General features: G+C 72.6%; 11 protein-coding genes. 5 read left to right on the forward strand and 6 right to left on the reverse strand.

Annotated features, from left to right (window positions below; all coding sequences use genetic code 11):
• Positions 1 to 168: 168 nt before the first annotated feature.
• Positions 169 to 780 (forward strand): hypothetical protein, encoded by a 612-nt coding sequence (locus ACH34Q_RS17340; protein ID WP_395983985.1) that lies wholly within the window; start codon positions 169 to 171, stop codon positions 778 to 780.
• A 181-nt stretch (positions 781 to 961) separates the two neighbouring features.
• Here the strand turns inward: ACH34Q_RS17340 and ACH34Q_RS17345 are convergent, their stop codons facing one another.
• A complete protein-coding gene (locus tag ACH34Q_RS17345) occupies positions 962 to 1,162 on the reverse strand; it encodes a hypothetical protein (RefSeq protein WP_395983986.1) in 201 nt (66 codons plus the stop codon).
• A 46-nt stretch (positions 1,163 to 1,208) separates the two neighbouring features.
• A complete protein-coding gene (locus tag ACH34Q_RS17350; protein WP_395983987.1) occupies positions 1,209 to 1,475 on the reverse strand; it encodes a hypothetical protein in 267 nt (88 codons plus the stop codon).
• A gap of 372 nt (positions 1,476 to 1,847) precedes the next feature.
• Here ACH34Q_RS17350 and ACH34Q_RS17355 point away from each other — a divergent pair, with 372 nt between their 5' ends.
• From ACH34Q_RS17355 to ACH34Q_RS17370, 4 genes are all read left to right on the forward strand, one after another.
• A complete protein-coding gene (locus tag ACH34Q_RS17355; RefSeq protein ID WP_395983988.1) occupies positions 1,848 to 2,120 on the forward strand; it encodes a hypothetical protein in 273 nt (90 codons plus the stop codon).
• 71 nt (positions 2,121 to 2,191) lie between these two features.
• Entirely contained in the window at positions 2,192 to 5,005 is a 2,814-nt protein-coding gene (locus ACH34Q_RS17360; RefSeq protein WP_395983989.1) for an MMPL family transporter, read from the forward strand.
• A complete protein-coding gene (locus tag ACH34Q_RS17365) occupies positions 5,002 to 6,057 on the forward strand; it encodes an SDR family oxidoreductase (RefSeq protein ID WP_395983990.1) in 1,056 nt (351 codons plus the stop codon). Before ACH34Q_RS17360 ends, ACH34Q_RS17365 begins: the two co-directional genes overlap by 4 nt.
• A 151-nt stretch (positions 6,058 to 6,208) precedes the next feature.
• The gene (locus tag ACH34Q_RS17370) at positions 6,209 to 7,453 is read left to right on the forward strand and encodes a WS/DGAT domain-containing protein (protein WP_395983991.1); all 1,245 of its coding nucleotides are present in this window, start codon (positions 6,209 to 6,211) and stop codon (positions 7,451 to 7,453) included.
• Positions 7,454 to 7,520: 67 nt separating this feature from the next.
• Here the strand turns inward: ACH34Q_RS17370 and ACH34Q_RS17375 are convergent, their stop codons facing one another.
• The 4 genes from ACH34Q_RS17375 to ACH34Q_RS17390 all read right to left on the reverse strand — a co-directional run bounded on the left by ACH34Q_RS17375 (position 7,521) and on the right by ACH34Q_RS17390 (position 12,975).
• A complete protein-coding gene (locus ACH34Q_RS17375; RefSeq protein WP_395983992.1) occupies positions 7,521 to 9,929 on the reverse strand; it encodes an MMPL family transporter in 2,409 nt (802 codons plus the stop codon).
• Between the two features lie 68 nt (positions 9,930 to 9,997).
• Positions 9,998 to 10,642, reverse strand: coding sequence for a hypothetical protein (locus ACH34Q_RS17380; RefSeq protein WP_395983993.1), 645 nt, complete (start codon positions 10,640 to 10,642; stop codon positions 9,998 to 10,000).
• Between the two features lie 75 nt (positions 10,643 to 10,717).
• Positions 10,718 to 11,782 (reverse strand): terpene synthase family protein, encoded by a 1,065-nt coding sequence (locus ACH34Q_RS17385; RefSeq protein ID WP_395983994.1) that lies wholly within the window; start codon positions 11,780 to 11,782, stop codon positions 10,718 to 10,720.
• A 158-nt stretch (positions 11,783 to 11,940) separates the two neighbouring features.
• Positions 11,941 to 12,975: a polyprenyl synthetase family protein gene (locus ACH34Q_RS17390; RefSeq protein WP_395983995.1), complete on the reverse strand. Its 1,035-nt coding sequence runs from the start codon at positions 12,973 to 12,975 to the stop codon at positions 11,941 to 11,943.
• Between the last annotated feature and the right edge of the window lie 400 nt (positions 12,976 to 13,375).

A 13,375-nucleotide genomic window follows, 5' to 3' on the forward strand; every position in this document is an offset into this window, starting at 1 on the left:
AACACTCAGTGTGATGATAGGTGTACGAAAAGTGACCATCGCCTTACCGTCGCCCGCCTGTGCCACCCTCCGACGGCACCCGAACGTGACAGTCTCATTACTCACGGTTGGCTTTCGGGAAGGTGGTTACACCTTCTGCGACGTCCCTCCGGCCACCGGGAGTGCCGCATGCCTCCGCTGCCCCGCTCGCTCACGATCTCCCTGGCGACCCTCACCTGCACCCTCGCCGCAGGCTCGGGCACGGCGTACGCCTCAGCGGATTGCTCGACGTCCGGCCGTTCGCTGCTCGACGTCCTGTGCCCGGTGACCACGTACGTCGACACCCAGACGCGCGCCCTCACCGGCGCACCCGACCCGCCTGCGGAGAAGCCCCGGCCGCCACGCCCCGGCCTTGCCGCGGCCGAGCCTCCCGCCGGCACACCTCGGAGCGCCAAGGTCCGCACGCACCGCCCGCCGCCATCGCCTCGGGGGGAGTCTCGGACGATCCGGCGCCCGAGACCACGTCCGCGTGACGTCGCCCCGGGACCGGTCGCCCGTCCGCAGCCGGAGCCGCGGTACGGCACGTTCCCGCACGGCCTCCCGGTGATGCCGCAGGTCGCGCCCTCAGCGCCGACCATGCGCATCCGGGCCGCCTCGCCGGCACCTACGGCGGAACCGCTCGGGCACACGCTGGTCGGCACCGCCGCCGGCCTGGCCGGCCTGATCTGCGGGCTGAACATCACGGTGCTGAGCCGCTTCCGGAAGGCCCGGCGGGCGACTGACCGGCACTTCGCCCGTTGAGAGTCGGTCCGGGCCCGGGCAACGGCCCGGGCCCGGACCGACTCCCAGGAGACGGGGCGGCTCTCAGGGACCGGTCCCAGCGCGAAGAACGGCCAGGGTCGATGAAAGCGGCCGGCGTCCACGAAAAACGGCCGGCGTCCGCGATGACGCGGACGCCGGCCCTTGCCCTATCGGCCGGAACCTAACGACGCCAGAGGAAGCCGTTGTCGTCGTCCTTCTCTCCGAACCACAACTCCTCCCACCAGTCGACCAGACCGTCGTCGCCGCGGTCGGCCGTGTACGAGGCGGAGGAGGTGGCGGCCGCGTGCGCGGGCAGGCCGCCGACCATGGCGGCGGAGGCGACGGCCGCGAACACGGCCGTTCGGGCGAACAGGTGCTTCACCTTTTTTCCTTTCGGGAGACGAATCTTCACATGACGGGGAACGAGGTCACTTCACATAGAGGTAGAAGCCACCGCGTCCCGGCACGCAGGAGAAGTGGCCGATCTCGCCCTGCCACCACAGCGCGTTGCCCGCCAGCCGGCACGCCCGGCTGCCACTGAAGCCGGTGACGACCTGCCAGCCCGGGTCGCCTCCGTCGCCGGCCATGGCGTACGCGGACGGCGGGAGCGACGAGGCGGCCACCGCGACGGCCGCGGTGACGGCGGCCCGGCGCGCGGCTTGTCGGCGGGAGCCTCTGATCTTTGACGCGGTCATGCGGCCATGTCCTTCCTGCCAGGGATCCACATCGAAGACCGGGCTCGAACGGTGATCTCCCGAGCAGGCCGTGCCGGAGACCTCTTTGCCCTGTCACTACGAACCGTAGCAGTAACAGCACTTAGAGTAAGGATTTCAAGAGGTGGTGCATGCATGACCGGGAAGCATGAAGGCCTTACCTCCAAGGGACGGCGCGCTCGCACGGCCGCAGCCGCCGGCGACTGAGCGTGCCTTCGCTATTGCAATCTGTAATCACTCGGCTACGATGCGTAGCAGCGAGGTAAAGCGCGTGCCCGGCGGGGTTCGGCTCCGGCCGGGGTTCTTCACGCCGCGTCCTCCTCCTGATATCCCCCACGGCAAGGGAGTTCCCGCATGTCAAGGAGAGACGGCAGGTCCGGCCGCCGGGTGGCGGCCGTCGCGGCGATCACCGCGGTGTGCGCGATGGTGCCGCTGTCGGCGGCCCAGGCCGCCGGCCACGGCGACTGGCGCCGCTGGCGCTACGTCGACACGTTCGGCACCGAGCGCGTCTGCGAGAAGGCGGGCACGCTGCTCATGATCTTCGGCGAGGCACGCGACTACCGCTGCGTCGACTCGCGAGACGGCTACGACCTGTACACCCGTTCCAGCCGGTACGACCGCGACTGAACCCTCCATCGAGGTCCAGGTCCGGTACGACCGACGGGAGGCGTCCAGTGCTCGGCAGACGGCGACGTGGCATGCGTCCGAAGGGACGCCTCGCCGGCTTCACCGCCTGGGCGATGGCCCACCGCCATCGGGTACTGGGCGCCACCGGGGCGCTGGCGCTGCTGCTCGGGCTCCTCTCGCTCGGGCTCGAGGACCGGCTGTCCAACGGCGGGTTCACCGCCGGCGGCACCGAGGCCGCGCGCGCCGACGCCCTGCTGTCACGCCACTTTCGCGCCAAACCGCCCGACCTGGTGCTGCTGGCGTCCGCACCCGAGCCGGTCGATTCGGCGCGGGCGGCGGCGGCCGGTGCCGGGCTCACCCGCAAGGTCTCCTCGCATCTCGGGGTCGCGGGAGTGAACTCGTACTGGACGGCGCGGTCGGCGGACCTGCGCGGCACCGACCACAGGACCGCGCTGCTGACGGTCGATCTCTCGGGCGACGAGAACCGGGCGGCGCGTACGGCCGAACGGCTCGTCCCCGCGGTCGACGACGAGTTCCGGCCGCTCACCGTCACCGCCACGGGGCCGATCTGGTCGAACGTGCAGACCATCCGGCAGTGCCGGGAGGACCTGCACCGCTCGGAGATCTTCATCGTCCCGCTGGCGGCGGTCATCCTGCTGCTCGCCTTCAGGTCCGCGTTCGTGGCGTTCTGCCCCATCGTCATCGGCGGCGTGGTGATCGTCGCGTCCTCGGCCGCCCTCTGGCTGCTGACGTACGCGATGCCGGTGTCGGTGTTCGCGCCCAACCTCACCACCGCGCTGGGCTTCGGGCTCACCATCGACTACAGCCTGTTCCTCGTCAGCCGCTACCGGGAGGAGCTGGCGCGCGGCGTCCCAGCGCGGTACGCGGTGCAGCGCAGCATGTGCACGGCGGGCCGTACCGTGCTGTTCTCGGCGCTCACCGTGGCACTGGCCACCTCCAGCCTGCTCGTCTTCCCCATCGGCGGGCTGCGGTCGCTGGCCTGGGCGGCGATCGTGGTCGTGCTGCTCGCGGCGGCGGTGACCTTGCTGATGGTGCCGCCGATGCTGGCCGTGGCCGGTCACCGCGTCCACTGGGATCCGCTCGCGGGGCTGCGCCGCGCGGTATCGGCCCAGACCGCGAGGCGGCCCTTTCGCCGGTCGCGTGCGGCGGATCCGGTGCCCCGCCCGTACGGTCGCCTGCGCGGGGCGGCGATGCTGAGCCTCCTCGCCATGCTCTCCGCCGTGTCCTGGGCGATCCCCCCATGCCGGTCACGCTGGGCGAGTCGCGCGGCCGCGACGCTCGAACGGATCCCGCCGGCCGGTCAGACGGCGGCACTGGCATGGCAGGCGCAGCCGCGGTCGGGCGTACGAGCGACCGGGGGCCTGCTGACCGGTGCCCTCTTAGCCGGTGCGCTCCTGGCCAGGTCTCCCCTGCGCCGTGCGCTGCGCCTCCCGGAGCACCACCACACACCCGGCGGCCCGGCCGCCGCCACCGGACTCCCCGCAGAGAGCCCCACCTGGCGCCGGATCGCCCGTACCGCCACCCGTGCCCCGGTCATCCTCGGCGGCGGGTGCGCGATCATCCTCCTCCTGCTGGCCGTCCCCTTCCTGGACGCCCGCTTCGGCATCGCCGACGAGCGCATGCTCCCCGCGAGCGCCGAAGCGCACGCCACCGCCAGGCGGATCAACCGCGAGTTCGCCCATCCGGTCGACCGCGAGATCAAGGTGGTCCTCCCCCACCAGGACGCGTCCGGTACGGCCGAACGGGACGAGATCGAACGTTACGCCCGCCGTCTCGCCGCCCTGCCGGGCATCGCGGTCGTCCGGACCGTGACCGGCACCTACCCGGGCCAGGACAGCGCGGGGCACCCGCCCGGCCGTTCCCGGCAGACGGCGCGCGAGGGTACGGACCATGCCGGCCGAGCAGCGCGGGCCGCCCAGCAGTACTCCCAGCAGTACGCGGCGCACGGCGCGACCCTGATCACCCTGTCCGGACGGCACGCTTCGCAGTCGGAGGCGTCCAAGCGCCTGCTGGATCGCGTCCGCGCGGTCGACGCTCCGGCGGAACGCCTGATCACGGGACCCACGGCACAGGCGGCCGACACCCTGGCCGCCATCGGTGACGCGCTCCCGCTGGCCGGAGCGGTCATCGCCACCAGCACGCTGGTGCTGCTGTTCCTGTTCACCGGCGGCATCCTCGTCTCGGTCAAGGCGCTGGTCCTCGGCGCGCTCAGCCTGACCGCCGGCTGCGGTGCCATCGTCGCCGTCTTCCAGAACGGGAACCTGCGGGGGCTGGTGGGCGACTTCACCGTGACCGGCCACCTCGAGACGATGTCGCTGCTGCTCAGCATCACCGTCGCCTTCGGCCTGTCGGTCGACTACGAGGTCTTCCTGCTGTCGCGCATCAAGGAGCACCACCGGGCGACCGGCGACCACACCGGAGCGATCGTCACGGGGATCGCGCAGACCGGCAGGCTGGTCACGGTCGCCGCGCTCGCCGTCGCCGTCTCGATCGGCTGCCTGATCGCCTCGGCCAACACGATCCTGAAGCTGGTCGGTTTCGGGATCGCGCTGGCGGTGCTGGTGGACGCGTCGCTCGTCCGCGGGCTGCTCGTCCCGGCGTTCATGCGGCTCACCGGGACGGCGAACTGGTGGGCGCCCCCGGCTCTCGCCCGCCTGCACCGGCGCATCGGGCTCGTCGAGCCCGAGCTCACGTACCCGTCACACGGACTCCCCGGACTTCGCGTCCTGCGAGGTTTCCGGGGTCTCGTCGCGGCCTCGGCACGCCGGCGCAGGCGCCGGTCCGCCGCGGCTCCTTCCCGTGCCGATCCCCTTGTCCGCCGTCCTGCACCCCGTCAGTGCATTGACCCAAGGAGAACCAGATGACCGTACGGAACGTTCTGCTCACCGGCGCCACCGGCGTGGTCGGCAGCGCACTGCTGCCCCGCCTCCAGGGTCACCACGTCATCTCGATGACCCACCGCGGACGGTGCTCGAGCCCGTCCGTCCGCGGCGACGTGTCGCAGCCGCGGCTCGGCCTCGACCCGGTCACCTACCAGCGGACGGCCGAACTGATCGACACGGTGGTGCACTGCGCGGCGGTGACGGACTTCGCCACGACGGCCGAACGCACCGACGACACCAACGTGCGCGGTACGGAGCAGGTCCTGGCCTTCGCGCGCGACGCGGGCGCGCGGCTGGTCTATGTCTCCACCGCGTTCGTCGACCGTTCCGAGCAGGCCACCCGGTCGGCGGGCGCGGCGATGCCCGGCGTGGCGACGTCCAAGGCCTACATCGACTCCAAGGTCGAAGCCGAAGGGCTCGTCCTGCGGTCAGGCCTCCCGGCCGTCATCGCCCGCCCCTCCATCGTGATCGGTGATTCCGGCACCGGCTGGTCGCCGCGGTCGCAGGGCCTGTTCGTCATGGTGCAGGCGGCCCTCAACGGCGACCTCCCGCCACTGCTTCCGGGCTCCGGGAGGACCCATTTCGACCTGATCCCGCGCGATGTCCTCGCCGAAGCGCTCGCCGCCCTGGTCGACGCCGGCACCGAGACGGGCGAGTACTGGCTGACCGGCGGCGACGCGAGCCTCTCCCTGCCTCGCTTGGTGGAGCTGACCCAGGAGACGGCCGCGCGCCACGGCGTGGACTTCAAGCCCTATCGCCTCGTCCCGCCGAGGACCGCCGCCCGGCTCGCGATCCGGGAACCGATCGCCGCCGACCTTGAAACGCAGCGCCACTACATGCACAGCATGCTGGCGCTCGTCCATCTGCTGGACGAGGTGGAGCCGTTCCCCAGCTGCCTCGGCCGGCTGCCCTCCGGTCCCCCTGCGCTGACCCCGGAAGCCGTCGAGGACGCCTACCGGGCACTCGTCACCCACCTCATCGGCAACGGCGGCGTCCGTTCCCGGAGGCTCACTCCGGCCGCCACCGCCGACTGACCGGACACCCGGCCCGGACGGCCTGGCCGGACGGCGGACCAGGCCGTCCGGCGGCCGTTCGGGCGCGATGCGCACGCACCACCACAATTCCATTGCCGCAACGCCCAGATTGGCGATGACCATGCGACGCCACGACCCTCGATCGTTCCCGATGAACGAGTGCGACTCACTCTTCGCCGCGCAGGAAGCGCGGCACCGGCGGTTCGCGGCGACCTGGGGGACGCTGGTACGCCTGCACGGGACACCGCCGAGCCTGGAGAAGGTCGCCGCCATCGTCGCCGAACGCCTCGGCGGCCTGCCGGCGTTGCGGCTCGCGTCGAGCGATCCCTCCTGCCACCGGCCCCGGTGGCGACTACGGGACGACCTGGACCCCCGGGATCACATCGCGGCCGTCTCCACCGGCACCGGGCCCGACGCCCTCCGGCGTACGGTCGGGGATCTGCTGGGGCGGCGGATCGCGGCGGATTCGCCGCCCTGGCGGCTGGAGATCCTCTCCGGTCATTCCGATGAGGAGTTCGCCCTGCTGCTGCGCTTCAACCACGCGCTACTCGACGGCGTCTCCGGCACGCTGCTGCTGCGGCAACTGCTCAGCCCCACGGCACCGTCAGGCCTGCTGTCCCCCCGCCGCCCCGTCCCGTCGCGCGGATCGGTACGGGGGCTGCTGTCCGCGCTCGGCGAGCTCCGTACACCGGCGCAGCCTCTCCCGGTGAACGTCCCGTCCAGTCCGTTCCGGCATGTGGTCTGGGTCGATGTTCCGTGGGAGGTCGCCGAGGCTGCACGAGGCCCGGCAGGAGCGCATCGTCCGACCCTCAACGATGTCTATCTCGCCGCCGTGAGCGGCGCCCTGCGCCGGATCATGCCCGGCGTTCCCGCGGGGCCGGCCTTTGCCATCGTTCCAGTGAACGTGCGGAGCCCGGAAAGCTCGTCCGCTCTGGGGAACTGCGTGTCGGTCCTCCGTACACCGCTCCCGGTGGGGCTCGCCCAGCCCGCCGGCCGCCTCGCCGCGGTCCACGCGGCCACGTCCCGCGCGAAGGGCCGCGACCACGCGACCGGACTCGCCCTGCTGCCCCGGGCCGCGAACGTGTCCGGAACGACCGCGCGCTCGCTGCTGGCCCGCTTCATGTACTCCCCGCGCGTCGGCAATCTCGTCTGCTCGAACGCGCCCATCACGCGTGAGCCGCTCGAACTCGCCGGACGGCCCGTCATGCAGGTGGTCACCATGACCGTCCTTCCGCAGAGCCACGGCCTCTCGGTGATGCTCCACGGATACGGCGACATCATCACCGTCAGCGTCCTAACCGATGCCAGGCGGAGCGAAATCGCGGAACTGTTCGCGCAGGAACTGCGGCAGGAGTTCTACATTCTGGCGAACGGTCACTGCCCGCCTGCACCCTGACGTCGGTAAGCCCCTATCGAACCCCTACCGAACCTCTACCGAAGGCGACTGGTTCGGCGCCTGGGGATCAGATGCGGGGGCGCCGGATCCGGCGGGCGGGGGCCTCCGCCAGGCCCGTACGGCGGTGGAGGCGGGCCAGGCCGGGCGGCGCCCACCAGTTGGCCGGGCCGGTGAGCTGCATGAAGGCGGGGACGAGCAGGCCGCGGACCAGGGTGGCGTCGACCAGGACGGCCAGGGCCAGGCCGAGTCCGTTCATCTTCAGGACGGTGTTGGACGAGGTGAGCATGGCTCCCATCGAGACCGCCACGACCAGGGCGGCGGCGGTGACGAGGCGGCCGGTACGGGCGATGCCGGTGACGATCGACTCGGTGTGCCGGCCGGTGGCCGCGTACACCTCCTTGATCCGCGACAGCAGGAAGACCTCGTAGTCGATGGACAGCCCGAACGCGATGGTGAAGGCCAGCAGCAGCGTCATCGCGTCCAGCCGGCCGGTCACGGTGAAGCCGCCGACGAGGTCCTTGGCGTGGCCGTCCTGGAAGACCCAGACGACGGCGCCGAAGCTGGCCGAGAGGCTGAGGGCGCCCAGGACCAGGGCCTTGGCGGAGACGAGCAGGCCGCCGGTGAACAGGAAGAGCAGGACGAACGTGCAGGCGGCGATGATCGCCAGCGCCTTGGGGAGGGCGCGTTCCAGGACGGTGAGGGTGTCGAGCGCGTGCGCCGAGGCGCCGGTGACGTAGCGGCTGCCCGGCGGGTCCACGGCACGGACGCGTTCGACGAGGCGCTTGCCGTCGGGTGACTGCGGGTCCAGCTTGCTGGAGACGTTGAGCATGACGGCGCCTTTGGCCGTGTAGCGGCCCGGGGCGTCTCCCTCGCGGCGGTCCTTCCTGTATTCGCCGGTGCTCGTCTTCACCGCGATGACATGGGGCTGGGCGGACAGTCCGCGGGCGTAGCGGTCGAGGTGGGAGCGGCAGGGGGTGTCGGGGAGGACGACGGTCAGGCCGCGGCCGAGGGGCTCGGCGAAATCGCGGGCGACGCGTTCGGCGACGGCGTGCGCGTCGACGCCGGCGGGCAGGCTGCGCTCGTCGGTGAGGCCGAACCTGGCGTGCCCGAACGGCACCGCCAGCAGGACCAGGAACAGGGCGCAGCCGCCGCCGATGAGGGCGGGGCGGCGCGTCACCGCCCGGGCGGCCAGCCGCCACGCGCGGCTGTCGATCTCGTACGGGGAGGCGGCGGCGCGCCGGGCCCGGGCGGCCTTGCGCGCCGCGATCCAGGCCAGCGGCGGGCCGAGGAGGATCCCGCCCATGCGGGCGCGGCGGGGAGCGGAGGTCAGCGGCAGCGCGGCCATGCCGAGAGCCGACAGGACCGTTCCGCCGAGGAGCAGCGGAGGGCGGCGGCGTGGCGGCGGGCGGCGGAGCCGGCCGAACGCGTCGTACCGGTTGATGCGCGTCCCGATCAGCGCCAGCAGGGCGGGCAGGACGAGCAGGGCCGAGGCCGCCGCCATCAGCACCACGGTCATCGCCGTGCAGGCGAGCGAACGCAGCGCGCCGAGGGGGAAGGCCAGCAGCCCGGACAGCGCGACCATCACGGTCACCGCCGAGAACAGCACGGTGCGGCCCGCGGTGCCCATGGCGCGCTCGATCGCCGCGGGTACGGTGGCGCCCTCGGACAGCTCCTCGCGGTAGCGGGTGACCAGGAACAGGCTGTAGTCGATGGCGAGCCCGAACCCGATCGCGGTGGCGAGGTTGGGCACGAGCACCGAGACGGACATGACCTGGGTCAGCAGCCGCATGACCGCCAGGGTGCCGATGACCGCGAGCGCGCCGACAATGGCGGGCAGCATGGCCGCGTACACCGAGCCGAAGGTGGCCAGCAGGATCAGGATCGTGATCGGCACGACGATGATCTCCGCGCGCCGCTGGTCCTCCTGGCCCTGCCGGATGAACTGCACGTTCGTCCAGGCGGGGCCGCTCGCCGACAGGGTGAACGGCTCGGCCAGCTCCCTGGCCCGGGGAACGAGTCGTTCGGCGGTACGGGTCGCGCGGGCGTCGCCGCCGGCCAGGACGACGGCGATCAGCGCGGTGCGCCGGTCGCGGGAGCGCAGGTCGGAGGAGTGCGGGCTCCAGTACGACCGGACGCTCGCCACGTCCGGCTGCTCGGCGAGCTCGCGGGTGAGGTGGCGGCCGTGGTCGGCGATCCGCTCGTCGTCGACTTTGCCCTTGGTGTCGGCCAGCAGGACCAGGTCGGGGGGCTGGGTCCCGAAGCGCTGGGCCAGCAGCCGATCCGCGCGCGCCGACTGGGTGCCGGCGGCGTTGTAGCCGCCGTTGGACAGGTGGTCGGTCACGTCGGCGGCGGCCAGGCCGAGCAGGAGCGCCGCCGCCGCGGCGAACCCGAGGACGGAGCCCTGGTGCCGGGCGCAGTAACGGCCGAACCTGCTCAGCAGGCGGCCGGGCCGCGCGCGGCCTAACCGTACGGTCAACAGCATGGCGCCCCCGGCCGGATGCCTTCGGAACGGTCACTTCTCGTACGAGCGGCCCTGCCGCCGGCTCACGACGTGCGGACGGCGGTGTCCTCGGGTCTCTTCGGCCGGGATCTGCGGGAGCGGCCCAGCCCGCGCAGTATCTCGCCGAGCAGGGACTCGCCCGGAGCGGCCCGCTGCTGGGACGGCGGCGCGACCGTCCCCATCAGCTCGCGGATGTTCTCGGTGAACTCCTGGTAGATCCAGTCGGAGCTGACCTTGTCGGGGGACGGGAGCCGGTCATGGCGGGCGAACCGTTTCGCCGCCTCGCGTTCGGAGTCGCTGCCCTGGCCGATGTCGAACCGCAGCTTGAGCAGCGAGCAGTAGCGGCCGGGCACGGCCGGCAGGTGGACGCGCAGGCGCTGCAGCGCCAGGGCACGGCGGCCGAGCGCGCCCGCCTCGTCGGCGGCCTGGTACTCGGCGTACAGGTCACCGACCCGGCGCAGCTGGTCGATGAGCAGATCGCGGCCCTGCCGGTCGCGGACCTGCGCGTACTCCTCGGCCAGCCGCCGCTCGGTGCCCTCGCGCTCGCCGCGCAGCCGTACCTCGGTCCGCTTGACCTCGCGGGCGAAGACCCAGAGCCCGGCCATGAAACCGCAGGTCGTGATGACCGCGGCGCATGAGGGGGCGACGTCGGTCACGACGTCGGAGGTGGCCGCCACCGTTGACAGCATGAACGTCCTTCCGCGGAGGCGCGATCAGGGGAGCGCGAGCAGGGGCGTGCAGGGGCGCGAGCAGGGCGGGCGGGATCAGGGGACCAGCCGGTCCCACCACCAGGCGATGGCCCCGATCGGCAGGGGCTCGGTGCGCTCGTCCGACGGGCGGTCGACGCAGTCCGGCGCGCCCGGCGACATGCCCTCGAACTCCATCCCGTGGTAGCGGCCGGCCTTGATCGCCCAGTCGAGGTTGCCGCGGATGGCGTGCCCGAGGCAGGTCAGGTAGAGCCGGAGCTCATGACTCGCCGCGGGACGGGCGGCCTCCCGCAACTGCAGGAAGCGCCGCATCACGCGGTCGCGCAGGCCGACCGCCCGCTCCATCGCCTCCTCGCGGCTGAGGCCCTCGTGGTGGGCCAGCACGTTGACGAGGTTCTGCGCGGTGCCCTGCTGGTGGCTCTCGCGATGGTAGGAGTAGAGGTCGTTGTCCCACGAGGCGATGATGATGGCCATCTCGGTGAGGGCCCGGATCGCGGGCGAGTCGAGCTCGCGGCCGGGCACCTCGGCCGCGTTGGCGATCTCCAGCATCGCCAGGGTCGGCGCGCCGCCCGCGCTGTGCAGCCGCATCGCGGTGTAGGTGGCGAGGTCGGGCATGTGGCCGCCGCGCTGGTTGGAGATCTGCCAGGCCACCGCGAACAGCCAGGCGCGGTGCGCGTCGCAGAACCGCCGTACCTGCACCGGTGTCGCGCATTCCTGGAACGAGCGCCCGATGTCCTGCAGGGCCAGGACGAGCGGATCGTCGCCGATCGGCGCGGAGGGCGCCTCCAGGGCCCGCTGCAGGGGGCCGGCCATGGTCAGGAAGCGCTCCGGGTGCGCGCTGAACGGCCCGGTGTCGCAGCGGGCGTCGTCGAAGACGAAGCCCCAGTAGACCCAGTGCGCGGCCATCTGGACGTTGAGCTCGGGACCGTACGGCGCGAAGCGCGCGTAGAACTCGGCGCTGTTGGTGCCGATCACGCGCCGGCGATCGGTGTCGTCCTGGTAGAGGTGGACGCGGTCGAGCCACTCGACCGCCCGCCGCTCGATCATCTCCGCCCGCGGATGGATCGCGGACTCCACCGGGCAGTAGACGGGCGGCACTTCCAGCGGGGGGCCGATGCTCATCGTGCTCCTGTCCGTCGGGGGGACGTGTCTGTGCGGGATCGTTTCCGTGCGGGACGTCTCTGTGCGGGATCGTGTCTGTCGGGGGCTCGCTCGGACGGGCTTCCGCCGAGACGATGATTGCACAGAGTCACGGCCAATGACCCTGAGTTAGCAGAATGTCACCGGCGGCGGTCCATCAGGGACTCCGCGAGCGCGACCAGCTCGGCCGTCGCGGGGGCGTCCAGCCGCAGGCCGGACAGGATCCGCAGGGCCGCGTCCAGATGCCGGCGTGCCATGTCCTCGGCGACGTCCCGGCCGCCCGCCGCGGCGATGAGGTCGGCGGCGCGCCGCAGGCCGCGTTCGTCCCGCGTGTCGTCCAGCAGCCCGATCAGGGGCCCGCCGGCCTCGGCGGCGGCCAGCGCCGCCAGCACCGGTGCCGTCTTCTTGCGGCGCCGCAGATCGCTGCAGACGGGCTTGCCGGTGACGTCGGGATCGCCCCAGATGCCGAGGATGTCGTCCACCATCTGGAACGCGAGGCCGAGGTGGCGTCCCATCTCCGACAGCCCGGCCGTCACGGTCGCCGGGGCCCCCGAGAGCGCGGCGCCGATCGCCGCGGAGCAGCCCAGCAGCGCGCCGGTCTTGCGGACGGCCATGTCCTGGTACTCCTCGACCGACACCGCGCCCGGCCCCGTCCACGGGCGGCTCTCGAACGCCACGTCGGCCGCCTGCCCGCCGACCAGCTCCATCAGGGCGCCGGAGAGCAGGCGGGACGCCTCGGCGCGCTCCTCGCCGGGCGCGGCGGCGAGCGTCTCCAGCGCGAGGGCCAGCAACGCGTCGCCGGTCAGCAGCGCCGGGCCGACCCCGTAGGCCTTCCAGGCCGAGGGGCGGTGCCGGCGGCGCTCGTCGCCGTCCATGATGTCGTCGTGCACCAGCGAGAAGGCGTGCACCAGCTCGACCGCGACGGCGCCGGGGACGCCCGCCTCGGGCCTGCCGCCGGCGGCACGCGCGCCCAGCAGGGCGAGCGTCGGCCGCAGGCCCTTGCCGCCGCCCTCGGACGGCTCGCCGTCGACGTCGCACCAGCCCAGCGAGAAGCCGGACATCACCGACAGCCGCGGGTCGAGCGTGGCCACCGCCGCACGCAGCTCCGGCCAGACCAGTTCCCGGGACCGGGTGAGGGAGTCGGTCGCGACGCAGTTCGCCGTCCGCATGTTCATCTGCCACTCCTGATCGCTGATTCGGGATGGCGGCGGCCGCGCGCGACCGCCGCCCCCGCATGTCGCCGAGGCCTCCACGGGAATTGCCGGATCCCGGCCGCGCGAAACGTGCAGCGAGCCGGCGGACATCGGCCGGGACGGGGGCCGACCGGCGGTGCCGGCGGCCAAAACGGCACGTATGGCGGCCGATGGGCCGTGATCGCCGCCGTTCCGGAAGCGCAATCTGGCCGCCCGGTATCGGCCTCCTGCCGGACGCGCATTGTCCCTTTCTGTACGCCGAAGAACGAGCATGCGGTAATTACGGCGGCCACTGGAGAAATGCGGAATCGCGGAACCCTGCACGCTGATCGAAACGGCCCGGCCCCCCGGAGCAACAGTGCGGTGATACCCGCCGCCGGGC

The organism is Actinomadura sp. 9N407, assembly GCF_044326315.1.
In the GTDB taxonomy this organism is placed as follows: domain Bacteria; phylum Actinomycetota; class Actinomycetes; order Streptosporangiales; family Streptosporangiaceae; genus Spirillospora.